The 13,704-nt window shown below is 48.2% G+C and carries 10 protein-coding genes; 4 read left to right on the top strand and 6 right to left on the bottom strand.

What is annotated here, in order from left to right; genetic code table 11:
• Nucleotides 1–39: 39 nt before the first annotated feature.
• Together ycaO and proB are read right to left on the bottom strand one after the other, a co-directional pair.
• Nucleotides 40–1,797 (bottom strand): 30S ribosomal protein S12 methylthiotransferase accessory factor YcaO, encoded by a 1,758-nt coding sequence (ycaO, locus tag B0187_RS05190; RefSeq protein ID WP_078236999.1) that lies wholly within the window; start codon nt 1,795–1,797, stop codon nt 40–42.
• A gap of 128 nt (nt 1,798–1,925) precedes the next feature.
• Complete coding sequence (proB, locus tag B0187_RS05185; protein ID WP_078236801.1) at nt 1,926–3,020, bottom strand: glutamate 5-kinase; 1,095 nt, start codon at nt 3,018–3,020, stop codon at nt 1,926–1,928.
• An 85-nt stretch (nt 3,021–3,105) separates the two neighbouring features.
• Between proB and B0187_RS05180 the strand changes: the two genes are divergently transcribed.
• Nucleotides 3,106–3,594, top strand: a complete 489-nt coding sequence (locus tag B0187_RS05180) for a dihydrofolate reductase (protein ID WP_078236800.1) — start codon at nt 3,106–3,108, stop codon at nt 3,592–3,594.
• Between the two features lie 75 nt (nt 3,595–3,669).
• On the opposite strand, the gene B0187_RS05175 is transcribed toward B0187_RS05180, so the two are convergent.
• Together B0187_RS05175 and lrp are read right to left on the bottom strand one after the other, a co-directional pair.
• Nucleotides 3,670–6,597, bottom strand: a complete 2,928-nt coding sequence (locus B0187_RS05175) for a DNA translocase FtsK (RefSeq protein WP_078236799.1) — start codon at nt 6,595–6,597, stop codon at nt 3,670–3,672.
• Between the two features lie 9 nt (nt 6,598–6,606).
• Complete coding sequence (gene lrp, locus B0187_RS05170; RefSeq protein ID WP_078236798.1) at nt 6,607–7,089, bottom strand: leucine-responsive transcriptional regulator Lrp; 483 nt, start codon at nt 7,087–7,089, stop codon at nt 6,607–6,609.
• Between the two features lie 405 nt (nt 7,090–7,494).
• Between lrp and B0187_RS05165 the strand changes: the two genes are divergently transcribed.
• Genes B0187_RS05165 through B0187_RS05155 form a run of 3 tightly spaced genes read left to right on the top strand, consistent with a single transcriptional unit; the run spans nt 7,495 to nt 9,631 of the window.
• Nucleotides 7,495–8,232, top strand: a complete 738-nt coding sequence (locus B0187_RS05165) for an RICIN domain-containing protein (RefSeq protein ID WP_245797008.1) — start codon at nt 7,495–7,497, stop codon at nt 8,230–8,232.
• Nucleotides 8,233–8,244: 12 nt separating this feature from the next.
• On the top strand, nt 8,245–9,081 hold the full coding sequence (locus B0187_RS05160; protein ID WP_078236797.1) for a cytolethal distending toxin subunit B family protein: 837 nt from the start codon (nt 8,245–8,247) through the stop codon (nt 9,079–9,081).
• 13 nt (nt 9,082–9,094) lie between these two features.
• Nucleotides 9,095–9,631: an RICIN domain-containing protein gene (locus tag B0187_RS05155; RefSeq protein ID WP_078236796.1), complete on the top strand. Its 537-nt coding sequence runs from the start codon at nt 9,095–9,097 to the stop codon at nt 9,629–9,631.
• A 73-nt stretch (nt 9,632–9,704) separates the two neighbouring features.
• Here B0187_RS05155 and B0187_RS05150 read toward each other — a convergent pair whose 3' ends face one another.
• Both B0187_RS05150 and polA read right to left on the bottom strand, forming a co-directional pair.
• Nucleotides 9,705–10,700 carry a virulence RhuM family protein gene (locus B0187_RS05150; RefSeq protein ID WP_078236795.1) on the bottom strand — a complete coding sequence of 332 codons (996 nt, stop codon included), beginning with the start codon at nt 10,698–10,700 and terminating at the stop codon, nt 9,705–9,707.
• A 16-nt stretch (nt 10,701–10,716) separates the two neighbouring features.
• Nucleotides 10,717–13,569 (bottom strand): DNA polymerase I, encoded by a 2,853-nt coding sequence (gene polA / locus B0187_RS05145; RefSeq protein ID WP_078236794.1) that lies wholly within the window; start codon nt 13,567–13,569, stop codon nt 10,717–10,719.
• Between the last annotated feature and the right edge of the window lie 135 nt (nt 13,570–13,704).

The raw sequence follows: 13,704 nt of genomic DNA, 5'->3' as shown, positions 1-13,704 counted from the left end.
CCCTTGTAAAAAACGCCCCTCTTTTTGAGGGGCGGATTTTTAGTAAAACGCTTTTTTCGCTTTTTGTAATTTGCGGTAGGCGTTGAGCAGTTTTTGGTGAGCCTGCATATTTTCGAGGGTTTCGTCCGAGGCGGTTAAGCCGTGGAACGGGTTGCCGCCCTGCACGGCTTTCCACGCGAAATCGACCGCTTGTGAGCCGTACATTTTGTCGAACACCATTCGATATTGTGCTGGTTCGCGATTTTCATCGAGGAACAATTCAATGGTTTGGATTAAGCAACGGTAGTAGTTGTTGCGTTCTGGGGTGAACACGCTGGCGTTCATATTTGCTGTCCAGTTTGCCCAATCTAACGCTTCTTCCAAATTGCCGAGGGCAAGGTGCAACATTGATTTGAGTTCGCCGATCCGCAAGGTTTGCAATGCCGAGCCTTTTTCCGCCACCACGCCGATAAATTCACGCACACGGGTTAAGTCGTCAATGCCCTGCTCGTCCAACTCATCAAGCAATTCTTGATAAGTTTCTTGATCGTGGTGGAAATGCGGTAGGTCGAGCAAAATCTCACGCCAATCCATTCCCATATTGTTGTTGGCGTAAATCAGATCATCGGACGGATAGATGTTCGACATACTCGGGGCGAGGATTCGGCAGGCATACACGCCCAAATGCTCGTAATCCATAATGTAAACAGGCTGTTCGTGCTTGTTGAAAATCGCCATTAGGTTAGTAAATTCTTGCTCGGTCGTGCCAGAAAAATCCCAATGCACGAATGGATAATCGGCATCACGCTTGAAAAGATCCCACGAAATCAGACCGCTTGAATCAATGAAATGGGTTTCCATATTCGCATCTTCCGCCACATCATCATTGTTGAAAGACGGTGGGGCGAACACGTCTAAATCTTTAAGGCTACGCCCTTGCAACAATTCGGTTACGGTACGCTCAAACGCCACTTGGAAATTCGGGTGAGCGCCGAATGAGGCGAAACAAGTGCCGTTGCTTGGGTTGAGCAAAATCACGCAAATCACAGGAAATTCGCCACCGAGTGAGGCATCGTAACAGAGGATCGGGAAGCCCTCTTGCTCTAATTTTTCGATTGAGGCTTTGATGGTTGGGTAGCCGTCAATCACGCTTTGCGGAATTTCTGGCAGGCTAATCGCTTCCGTGATAATCCGATTTTTCACAAAACGCTCAAACACTTCCGATAAACCTTGTACGCGAGCCTCATTTTTGGTGTTTCCCGCCGACATTCCGTTCGACACAAACAAGTTCGCCACAATGCTTTGCGGAATGTAAACCGTTTGCTGATCGTGCTGGCGGATATATGGCAACGCCACAATGCCACGCTCAGGGTTACCCGATTGCAGATCGATCAATAAATCTGGGGTTAGCTCGCCGTTTGGATCGAAATAGCTACGCAAAAACGGATCTAAAATCCCCTCAGGCAAGGTTTCCTCATCTTCAATCGCAAACCATTTTTCGGTTGGATAGTGAACGAACTCGCCCTCAGCAATCTCTTTGCCGAGGTAGAAATCCGCCCAGAAATAGTTGGTGGAAAGACGCTCAAAATACTCGCCCAACGCCGATGCCAACGCCGCTTTTTTGCTCGCCCCTTTGCCGTTTGAGAAACATTGCGGACAATCCGCATCACGAATATGCACCGACCACACATTCGGCACAGGGTTGAGCCACGAGGCTTCTTCAATGTTAAAGCCGAGATTTTTCAGTTTTTGCTGGAAAGAGGCAATGCTATCTTCAAGGGCTGCATCTTTCCCTAAAATAAAGGTTTGTTCAGTCATTTTATGCTCGTTTGAATAGTGAAAAAAATCGTGTAAGGGTAGCAGATTATCCGTTGGATAACAACGCAGACCAACTGGCAAGCGGTCGGTTTCTGCGAAATTGTTTAAAATCAAAACTTACTTTGCTATCAATAAACCACCATTTCATCACTATGCACCGCAACCGATCCAAATTCATAGCCGAGCAAGGTTTCGATTTCTTGGGATTTTTTGCCTTTGATTTTGCGTAACGCTTCGCTGCTGTAACGGGCGATTCCTAACGCAATCGCTTTGCCGTTTTGGTTGAAAATTTTGATCACTTCGCCGCGGGTAAATTCCCCCTCGACATTTTGTACCCCAACGGGTAGCAGCGATTTGTGTTGTAATAATGCCTGCTCTGCCCCTTGATCGACCACCACCGACCCCGCTTGTGGGGCGGCGAAAAGCCACTGTTTTCTGCCCTCTAATCTATCCGCTTGTACGAGGAAGCGAGTGCCAATTTCCTGCCCTGCGGCGAGTTCCAACAACACATTCGAGCGAGATCCCGCGGCAATCAAGGTTTCCACCCCCGAGCGGGTGGCGATTTCGGCGGCGGTAATTTTGGTAAACATTCCGCCCGTACCTAAGCCCGACACAGCCCCACCTGCAATTTGGCGGATTTCTGGGGTGATTTTTTCCACCACAGCTAACCGTTTTGCATTCGGGTTCGATCTCGGATCGCTATCAAACAAACCCTCTTGATCGGTCAATAAATAGAGCTGTTCCGCTTGGGCGAGAATGGCGACCAACGCCGATAAATTATCGTTATCGCCCACCTTGATTTCAGCGGTTGCCACCGCATCATTTTCGTTGATCACGGGGATAATATGCTGATCCAGCAAGGCGTTGAGGGTATCCCTCGCATTCAAAAAACGCTCACGATCTTCCAGATCCGCACGGGTCAGCAACATCTGCCCGATATGAATCCCATAAATGCCGAACAGACTTTCCCACACCTGAATCAACTGGCTCTGCCCCACCGCGGCTAAAAGCTGTTTCGAGGCAATGGTCGGCGGCAATTCCCGATGCCCCAAATAATCACGCCCCGCAGCAACCGCCCCCGAGGTTACCACAATCACACGGTATTGCTGTTGATGAAGTTGGGCGATTTGTTTAACAAGTTCCAACATCGCAGGGCGACTAAGGCTTTTTGTGCCTTGCGTCAGCGTACTTGTGCCGAATTTAATCACAATGGTCTTTGACATCATTTTTTCCTTTCACAAAAATTTCGCCAAAATTAGCATTTTTATCTGTTAAAATCACGCCCAAATTTCACTAAATATCCAAATTATGCAACTTAGTTTAATTGTCGCCCGCACTCTCAATCACGTGATCGGACACAAAAACCAAATGCCGTGGCATTTGCCCGTGGATCTCGCGTGGTTTCGCCAAAATACCCTCGGCAAACCCGTGATTATGGGGCGGAAAACCTATGAATCCATTGGTCGCCTACTGCCAAAACGCCCGAATATTATTCTCTCTCGTAACGATTTTCAGATTGAGGGGGCTTACGCCGCCCAAAGCCTTGAACAAGCGGTGGGATTAGCCAAAAATTTAACCGATAGCCCCGAAATAATGATTATCGGCGGCGGCGAGTTGTTCAAACAAGCCCTGCCCATTGCGGATAAACTCTACCTCACCGAAATCCAAGCAGAACTGAACGGCGACACTTTTTTTGAATTTGACGAATCCGCGTGGCGAATTGAAAGCGAGCAATGGTCGGAAATTGATGAACAAAATCCTTATCGGTGTCGGTTTATGATTTTGAACAAGCGGTAAGATCCCCAAAAATTTTGAAAATCTAACCGCTTGTAAAGAAAATAGGACGCTTTATGCGTCCTATTTTTTATGGGATTATCTCGCTAACACTTCCCGTTTATTACGGCTGTCGGGCGGGGATATGATGCCTTGGGCTTCGAGCTGGTCGATGATTCGGGCGGCTCGGTTGAAGCCAAGTTGGAATCGGCGTTGAATACCGCTGATTGAGGTTACGTTTGATTCCACCACGAAAGCGGTGATTTCATCAAACAGCGGATCGAGGTCGCCACCGACATTTGGGCGAGCATCATCGTCCATTTCATCATCTGGCGAGTCTAAAATGCCGTCAAGGTAGTTTGGTTTGCCCCTTGCTCGCCAGTTGTCGGCGATTCGTTGCACTTCATCATCTTTCATAAACGCACCGTGAACGCGGATAATGTCAGGGCTGCCCGATTCGGAATAGAGCATATCGCCGCGTCCGAGTAGGGCTTCCGCACCGCCTGAATCCAAAATGGTGCGAGAGTCAATTTGGCTCGCCACCGTGAACGCAATACGGCTTGGAATGTTCGCTTTGATTACGCCTGTGATCACGTCCGTAGAAGGGCGTTGGGTGGCGAGGATTAGGTGAATCCCCACCGCTCGGGCTTTTTGGGCGATTCGCATAATATGGGCTTCCACCTGTTTGCCCGCCGACATCATCAAATCGGCAAATTCATCGACAATCAGTACAATGTAGCTCAATTTTTCTAGCGGCGGTGGCATTTTGTCCATTGAATCCCCTGGTCGCCACGTTGGATCAGGGATCGGCAAATTCATTTCCGCTGCTTGGTCGATTTTTTCGTTATAGCCCTCAATGTTGCGGACTTTCAAATGGCTTACCAGTTGATAACGGCGTTCCATTTCGTCCACCGCCCAACGCAGGGCGTTTTCCGCTTTTTTCATATCGGTTACCACTGGGGTCAAAAGGTGCGGAATATCATTATAAATCGAGAGTTCCACCACTTTCGGGTCGATCATAATAAAGCGAACTTGTTCTGGCGAAAGTTTAAATAGTAGGCTCAAAATCATTGTATTGACCCCAACGGATTTACCTCCCCCCGTCTGCCCTGCCACCAGCAAGTGAGGCATTTTCGCCATATCCACCACAATCGGCTCGCCACTAATATCCTTGCCTAACGCCATTGGCAAAATCGCTTTGCTGTTGCGGAACGCATCGCTGTCGATCACATCACGCAGCCACACGGTTTCACGCTGTTTATTCGGGGTTTCAATCCCCATAAACGGCTTACCTGGTACGACTTCGGTAATGCGGATCGCCTTGAATACCAATTCACGGGCAAGATCCCCCGCCAAGCCCATAATTTTTGAGGCTTTGACCCCAGCGGCAGGCTTGATTTCATAACGGGTAACCACAGGCCCGATCAACACGTCTTCCACCGTGGCTTTGATCCCGAAATTCGACAAGGCGTCTTCAATTCGTCTGGACGTTTCCAAAATTTCTGCTTCCGTAACCTGCTGGGTTTGCGGCGGAACGCTATCCAACAAATCAAGGGTTGGCAATGGGGTGGTTGGTTTTTCCACCGTCGTTTTTCCCTGTAATAGTGGGTGGATAAAACTGTCGCCATAGCCACCGTTCGGATAGTGCGGTGCAGGTTTTTGCACGGGTTCAGTAGGCTGACTTGCGGTTAAATTCACTTTTGGGGCGACTTCTGGTTGAACCCTTGGGGCAGTTGCAGTTTCTGCTACTTTTGTCGTTTCCACCGCTGTCGCAACTTCCGCTACGGGCTGAATGGTCGGTAATTCCACCTTTAATGGGGGAACGGCAACCGTTGGGGCTGGCGTTTCGACAATCGGGCTAGATGTTCTCGGTTCTTCCGCAGGTAGATTGATTTGGAACGGCTGTTCCGCCACTGTTTCCGTTGCCATTGCCACAGAAGAACGAGGTTCAATCCCCAATTCACTCGCTAACGGATCGTCCCCACGAGGTTTGAGGCGAATGGTTGGCAAGGTCGGCTCTGGTTGTGCCGTGCTAACAAAAGGTTTTTCCGCTTCTGGTTCGATCGGTGTTGCCACTGCAAGGGGTTCGATAGGCGGAACATTGACAGTCGGCAATGGCGTTGGGTTTTCCACACGAAATTGCGACACATTGGTTAAATGTTCAGGCTGAAAGGTTGGCACGTTAAAAGTCGGCGGATTGGTTTTATTCTGCACCGCTGGCGGAACGGGTTCGGTCGGCTCGACCGTTTCCGCTGTGGTTTCTGGCGTAGGCGAAGGACGCAATCCGCTGATGCGTGGACGAGGGAAAATGCTCGTATCCGTCATCGCTTGATCCAAAGGTGGGGCTTGAAATTTCCCCTCATTCGCAAGGGGTGGGTTCTCAGCTAAAATTGGCGAAGAAATTTGCGTAGAACTGACCGCTTGTTCCCTTTCATTTTGCGGATTTTCAGCGGATTTTGGGGCAAGATCTTCCCTTGGATCAGTCAGCCAACGCATAAATTGGCTTGCTAATTTAATTAGGGTCTGACCCGAACTAAAATAGAACCCTGCCACCGCCAGCAAAAGGGCGATCAGCAATCCGCCAATCGTTCCTAAAAAAGAAAAGCCATTGAGCAACATTCCACCAATCGCCCCGCCTGCTCGGTAGATTGCCGTATTCGGGAACAGGGCATCGGCAATCCCCGCCAGCCCAACCACCAACATTGAAAGGCTTGCCAAGCGGGTCGCCAGATTTCGCCAACTCAATGCAAACGGTGGGTTAAAAATCAAAAAATAGAGCGGCACAAAGCAGATCAGCAAGGGTAGCAAAAACGCCACTCGCCCGAATAAGGCGTAGAAAAGATCGATCCACCACGCCCCGAGCGATCCCGTGCGGTTAAACACCGTTTGGCTTACATTACTTGCCACCGACCACGCATTATCCAACTCGCTATAACTCGCCCACGCAATGATCAAATAGCCCCCCATTAGGCTGATGAGGAACAAAAACAGGCTCAAAACTTTGCTACGCCCTTTCAAAAATTTCACACGCTTTCCTTATTTCAACAATAAATAGTTGGTTTGTTTCACTTCTTCCATTACCACATAGGTGCGGGTGTCGTTCACCCCAGGTAACCGCAACAAGGTTGTGCCGAGCAGTTTACGGTAAGCCGCCATATCCGCCACACGGGTTTTGAGCAGATAGTCAAAATCCCCCGACACCAAATGGCACTCTTGAATTTCATCAAGTTGCTGAACCGCTCGGTTAAATTCCTCAAACACATCGGGTCTGCCCCGCACGAGGGTAATTTCCACAATCACCAACAACGGCGATTCTAACAATTCTGGGTTGAGCAACGCCCGATAGCCCATAATCACGTTTTGCTTTTCCAGCCGTTTCACCCGCTCTAAACAAGGGGTTGGCGACAGCCCCACTCTCTTAGAAAGCTCAATATTGGAAATTTTTCCGTTACGCTGTAATTCGTTGAGAATTTTTAAGTCAATCGCATCAAGGGCTTTGGGTAGTTTTTTATTTTCCATTTTTATGCCTTTTTAGTGGTTTATGCTGGGGCGGTATTCTAACGATTTTCAAGGGGTTGGTCTAATGGAAAGATAGAAATTTTCATAAATCCTACCGCTTGTTTTGGGACGCGAGCCTCGCGTCCCTACCGTAGGGACGCCACACTGGCGTCCTTTCGCTTGAAATTAACGAAACCGCTCAACGCAAAATGACGGGGGAATGTGTTCAAGAAAAATCATCGTTCGTAGGGGCGGATTTTATATCCGCCCTTATCACAAATGAACAATAAAATTTTTAAAAATCGTCCCCCTTGCAAGGGGTTAGATTTCCATTTTTTATAAATGGTCTTACCTTTGCGATACCCACTTTTCCATTGTGGTTTTATGTGGTTATAATTTTTTCTTTTACACTTTAAAGGACAATAAATGAACTTAAAATTATGGCTATCCGCCTTGCTTGCCCTAAGTTTGGTCGCTTGTTCGCCTTTAAAAGAATGTTTATGCGAACAAGAAAATGATTCAGAAAGCCTTGAATGGAATCCACCCGATGACGGGCTTCCTACCCCAATTATTGGGCTTGAACAATTTCCAAGAACGCAAAATCCTACCGCCCCACAAGGCGAACCTGCGGATTTGAAACTGGCTATCGCCACTCGCCCGCCGCTGTTAGGGCTTTCCGTTTTGCCGAAAAATTTACCCACACCTGCTGATGATGTGGCAAATTTTATGACCTTAATGGCTCAAAACGGATCAGTGGTTACCGTTTGGGCGTTAGCTCAACGCAACTGGCTGTGGGGCTATCCGATTTTTGAATCTCACTCTTTCGGGGCAATTCGTAACTGGCGAATGGAACGAATTGGGCAGTCGTTTTTCCGCTTTGTAAATCAACAACTTAACTCGTGCATCGAGGCTTACGGCAACGGCATTATTCACAATGCTTGCGACCGAAATAACCTCGCCCAGCAGTTTGAGATTTTGCCAACGGATACGGGGTCAGTGTTCGTGAAAAGTGTGGCTCAAAACCGTTGCTTAACCACCGATGTGGTTAGCACCACGGGCTATTTTTCCCTTACCCTGCAACAATGCAACGATCAATTAGGCGGAAATCAAGATCAGAACTGGTATCTCGCCCCGCCGTTACTGCGTGCAGAAACCCTAAACTAGCGAGGAAAGAAAATGAAAAAAATCATCATCCTATTCCTTTGTTTATTGAATAGCTTTGCCTATGCCAATTTAGAACAATACAACATCGCCACTTGGAATTTGCAAGGCTCTTCGGCAACCAACGAAAGTAAATGGAATATCAATGTCCGCCAACTGCTCACAGGCAGTGATGCGGCGGATATTTTAATGGTGCAAGAGGCTGGCACATTGCCCTCGACCGCCGTACGAACGGGGCGGGTGGTGCAACCCGAACAGGTGGGGATCCCGATTGAGGAATATACTTGGAACATTGGCACGGCATCTCGCCCGAATCTGTTTTTTATCTACTATTCACGGATTGATGTGGGGGCGAATCGGGTGAATTTAGCGATTGTCTCTCGCCAACGTGCCACCGATGTGCACGTGATCACTTCGGGCGTTCCCGTGTTGCAAGCTCGCCCTGCGATTGGGATTCAAATCGGCAACGATGCCTTTTTCTCGGCTCACGCTCTTTCATCAGGCGGGGCGGACGCGGTTCGTCTGGTGCAAAATGTGAATAACTTTTTTGCGGTGGAAGAACGCCGCCATATCAGTTGGATGCTCGTAGGTGATTTCAACCGCTCGCCAACCAACTTGCAAGCCGCTCTACGAGGCGAACCGAGTGTCGATAACAACACGATCATTATCGCCCCGACCGAGCCTACCCATCGCTCGGGCAACATTTTGGACTACGCTATCGCCCATAATGCCACCATTCCAATGGGGCAACCACAACAAGTGGGGCTTTCAGCAAGCATTATGTTTAACCGATTTCGTTCACAAATCGCTTCCGATCACTACCCCGTGAGTTTTGTGTCAAATCGTGAATAGTAGAGGATAAACAATGAAGAAAATCGCATTATTTTTGAGCTTAATTATCGCCCCCCTATCGTCCACCCTTTCGTCAGAACCACCAACGTCTTACCCCGATGTGGTTTCGATTCCCCCTGCGATAGTCAGCTTACGCAGTATGCAGACGGGCGAACCTGTGCGAAATAATGAATATAGCATTAGCGATCCCCGTAATATCAACTGGGAAATGCTGAATCCCGATGTGCAACAATCTTTTGCAGATGTACGAGATAACGGCATTTTTGTACAGTTTCGGGTGGTGGAAAAGCCGAATTTGTGCTTCAACCCCAGAGGCACAACAATCTGCCAAGATTCCAAAAACAGCATTTTCGTGCTAATTCCCACCGAAAGCGGTGCGGTGGCAATGAAAAATCTGCAAGGCGAATGTGTGGTAAGCCGTAATTACCGCACTTACAGCACCGAACCCTGCGGAAAATCGCTAAAAGGGCAAGTTTTAGAACTGCCATTCCTCTGGGCGATTACTCCACCGTTCGGCAAAGGCAAACTTCTTACCGCCCCGACCAAATAATCCCACTTCACTTAAAAAACAAGCGGGTAGATTGCTGAAAATTTTCAATCATCTACCCGCTTGCATAGCATATTTAGCGTGCTGATTTCACTTTTTTACCCAAGTTTTCAAGGGTATCAAGATCGTCCTGTTCGGCTTGTAAGGCAAGTTTTTCTCGTCTTTTTTGTTTGAAGATCGCATATTGCTGATCAACAAAGATTTCCATCTGTTTACGACTGGTTGAACCTTTGTCTGACAACACTTTAAAGCCATTGTCTTCAATAATACTATCAATGCGGTGTTGCCAAAAACGTAACGTCAAATCTTGACGATTTTTCGCCCTTAACTCGGCACTTTCCAAAAAGATCACCGTGAGACGGTTGAGGGTGTCAATTTCATCTTCATTCAGATAATTTTTTGAAACAATAATGTCCGCTTTCAACACACGTTCGCCCTGCCAACTGGTCAAGCCCATATTCGGCAAATCGGCATTTGCTCGACTGCAAATTAACTCAGCGGCAGTCTGCTGCGTAACCGCATAAATCAGCTTATTTTGAGCCTCGGCGAAAAACATTTCGGTGGCTTTGTCGGTCTTATCGTAATCGCTTGACAACTTAAACAACTCACGCACTTTCTGATAAAACCGCATTTCGCTGGCTCGAATATCTCGAATGCGTTCTAGTAATTCATCAAAATGATCGACTCGCCCATTTGGATTTTTCAGCCGTTCATCGTCCATTAAAAAGCCTTTTTCCAAATAGGTGCGTAAGCTGGTATTCGCCCACCGCCGAAACTGCACACCACGAGGGCTACGGACACGAAATCCCACGGCTAAAATCATCGCCAACGCATAGTGTTTGACACGATAATTTTTTCCGTCAGAGGCAGTTATGAAAAAATCTTTCATAACTGAATTTTCATCTAACTCATTGTCTTGCAAGATATTTTTGATATGTTCGGATACATTTCGTACAGAGGTATCAAAAAGTTCAGCCAGTTGATTTTGGCTTAGCCACACTTCGTTTTCTTGCACAAAAAGTGAGACTTTACTTTTGCCGTCTTCGGTGTTGTAAATAATAAGATCAGACATTGTTCCCCCTTTGGGATTAGTGTGCCTCATCCCAATTCTCACCCACGCCCACTTCGGCGATCAGTGGCACTTTGAGGGCAATGGCTTTTTCCATTTCGGCTTTAATCAGGGCAGAATAATGGTCGATTTTGTCCGCTTTCACTTCAAACACCAATTCATCGTGTACCTGCATAATCATTTGAATATCCGTTTGATCAGCGATCTGTTGGTCAATCCCGATCATTGCCACCTTGATAATATCGGCAGCCGTGCCTTGCATTGGGGCGTTGATCGCTACACGTTCGGCAGCTTTTTTCCGCATTTGGTTACTGGAACGAATATCGGGCAGATACAAACGGCGACCGAACAGGGTTTCTACATAGCCCAATTCCGCCGCTTTTTCGCGAATGTCCAACATAAATTGCTGCACGTTCGGGTAGCGTTGGAAGTAGCGATCCATATAGGTTTGGGCTTCGCTGCGGCTAATCCCGAGTTGATTTGCCAAGCCAAACGCCGACATTCCGTAAATCAGCCCGAAGTTGATCGCTTTGGCACTACGGCGTTGTTCGCTGGTTACATCCGCCAACGGCACGCCAAAAATTTCCGCCGCGGTGGAACGGTGAATATCCTTCCCCTCGGCGAATGCCTTGATCATTCCCTCATCGTTGGCGAGATGTGCCATTATGCGAAGCTCGATTTGCGAATAGTCCGCCGCCACAATTTTGTAGCCATCTCGCGGAATAAAGGCTTGGCGAATCCGTCTGCCCTCTTCGTTGCGGATCGGAATATTTTGCAGGTTCGGATCGCTTGAAGAAAGCCGCCCCGTTGCCGTTACCGCTTGATGATAAGAGGTATGCACCCGCCCTGTTTTTGGGTTAATCATCTGTGGTAGTTTGTCGGTGTAGGTCGATTTGAGTTTGCTCAATCCACGATGTTCGATCAGCAATTTCGGCACGAGATGCCCCATTTGAGCCAGCTCTTCCAACACTTCCTCGTTGGTGGAAGCCGCCCCTTTCGGGGTTTTCTTCAACACAGGCAAGCCCAATTTTTGGAATAAAATCTCTTGCAGTTGTTTGGTGGAAGCGAGGTTAAACACTTCGCCCGCCGCTTGATGTACTTGCTGTTCCAGCTCAATCAAACGTGTGGCAATTTCAGCGGATTGTTCCGCCAATTTTTTTGCGTCAATCCGCACCCCGTTGCGTTCAATCCGAGAAAGCACGCCCACCAACGGCATTTCAATTTCGTTGAATAATTTGACGAGGCTCGGCTCGGCTTGCAAATTCGCCCACAAAGTTTGGTGCAATTTCATTGTGATGTCGGCATCTTCGGCGGCGTATTCGGTCGCTTGCGGGATCGCAATTTGATCGAAGGTGAGCTGATTTTTACCCTTGCCTGCCAAATCTTCAAACGCAATGGTTTGATGTCCTAAATAACGTTCGGCGAGGGCGTCCATATTGTGCCGTCCCGTGCTGTCGAGGACGTAAGATTGCAACATCGTATCAAACGCCACCCCTTGCACCTCAATGCCGTGGTTGGCAAAAATCGTCAGATCATATTTGAGATTCTGCCCAATTTTGGCGATCTGCGGATTAGTTAAAATCGGCTTCAATTTGGCGAGGGTGTCAGCTAAATCAAGCTGGTTTGGCACAAGTTCCTTGCTCACGGTCGCCTCTTGATCGTCCGCCAACAAATCAAACTGCATCGGTTCATCTTTGCGTTGAGTATGCCCCAACGGAATGTAGCACGCCTCGCCATTTTCAAGGGCGAAAGAAATGCCAACAAGATTCGCCAACATCGGATCGAGGCTGTCGGTTTCCGTATCCATCGCCACTTGCTTCGCCTGTTGCAATTTTTCCAACCATTCGCCCAATAATTTCGGGCTATCGACGGTTTGGTAAGCGGTGCGATCAATCTGAATTTTTGCAGAAATTGGCGAAGATCCGACCGCTTGCGTGGCTTGATAATTATTCGGCACTTTTTCGGCAGCGGTTTGAGTAACAGGGTTAGCGTTGTCTCGCACCTCGTTCAGCCAACGCTTGAATTCATAACGCTCAAACAGCTCAATCAACTGCTCACGTTGTTGCGGTTCGGTTAAAAGTTGATCGTGGCGAACATCAAGGGCAACGTCCGTTTTAATGGTGGCGAGGGTATAGGAAAGTTCCGCATCGGCTCTGCCCGCCTCTAATTTCGGGGCGAAAGTTTTTGCCCCACGGAAACCGAGTTCCGCCACTTTGTCGAGGTTAGCGAAAATCGCCTGCAATCCGCCGATGCCCTGCAACAACGCCAACGCCGTTTTCTCACCCACCCCTTTCACCCCAGGGATATTATCGGAACTGTCGCCCTGCAAGGCGAGGTAATCAATGATAAATTCGGGCGGAATCCCATATTTCTCAATTACACCCTCACGGTCGAGTAGCGTATTATTCATCGTGTTGATCAACATAATATGATCGTTCACTAATTGTGCCATATCCTTATCGCCCGTGCTGATCAGCACATCTTTGCCGGCGTTCGCCGCCTGCACCGCCAGCGTGCCGATCACATCGTCCGCCTCAACACCCTCAACGGACAACAGCGGAATCCCCAAGGCGCGGATAATGGTATGCAACGGCTGAATTTGCGAACGCAACTCATCGGGCATCGGCGGACGGTGGGATTTATACTGTTCATAAAGTTTATCACGAAAAGTCTTGCCTTTCGCATCAAACACCACAGCAATATGGCTCGGCTCAACTTGTGCGATCAGACTTTTCAGCATATTCAACACCCCATACATTGCCCCTGTCGGCTTGCCCTGCGAGTTCGTCAGTGGCGGAAAGGCGTGAAACGCACGGTAAAGGTAGGACGACCCGTCCACCAACACAAGGGGATTTTTCGCAATGGTTGCCATTTTAATTCTCTTATTTGCTAGTCAGAAGTGGGGGGATTATACAGGATCGTGTGTTACTTTTCTTTTGTTTCGCTAAATAAAGCTGGCAAGCGGTGGGATTTCACGAAATTTTAAAGTTTTTGCTCTTAATATAAG

The organism is Haemophilus paracuniculus (assembly GCF_002015115.1).
Lineage (GTDB): Bacteria > Pseudomonadota > Gammaproteobacteria > Enterobacterales > Pasteurellaceae > Haemophilus_E > Haemophilus_E paracuniculus.
Note: the sequence above shows the minus strand (reverse complement) of the source record. Positions and strands in the feature narration are given on the sequence as shown.

What these genes read in the sequence shown, in the direction of transcription:
- ycaO (WP_078236999.1), bottom strand. Translation starts at nt 1,797, where the DNA reads ATGACTGAACAAACCTTTATTTTAGGGAAAGATGCAGCCCTTGAAGAT.
- proB (WP_078236801.1), bottom strand. Translation starts at nt 3,020, where the DNA reads ATGTCAAAGACCATTGTGATTAAATTCGGCACAAGTACGCTGACGCAA.
- B0187_RS05180 (WP_078236800.1), top strand. Translation starts at nt 3,106, where the DNA reads ATGCAACTTAGTTTAATTGTCGCCCGCACTCTCAATCACGTGATCGGA.
- lrp (WP_078236798.1), bottom strand. Translation starts at nt 7,089, where the DNA reads ATGGAAAATAAAAAACTACCCAAAGCCCTTGATGCGATTGACTTAAAA.
- B0187_RS05165 (WP_245797008.1), top strand. Translation starts at nt 7,495, where the DNA reads ATGAACTTAAAATTATGGCTATCCGCCTTGCTTGCCCTAAGTTTGGTC.
- B0187_RS05160 (WP_078236797.1), top strand. Translation starts at nt 8,245, where the DNA reads ATGAAAAAAATCATCATCCTATTCCTTTGTTTATTGAATAGCTTTGCC.
- B0187_RS05155 (WP_078236796.1), top strand. Translation starts at nt 9,095, where the DNA reads ATGAAGAAAATCGCATTATTTTTGAGCTTAATTATCGCCCCCCTATCG.
- B0187_RS05150 (WP_078236795.1), bottom strand. Translation starts at nt 10,700, where the DNA reads ATGTCTGATCTTATTATTTACAACACCGAAGACGGCAAAAGTAAAGTC.
- polA (WP_078236794.1), bottom strand. Translation starts at nt 13,569, where the DNA reads ATGGCAACCATTGCGAAAAATCCCCTTGTGTTGGTGGACGGGTCGTCC.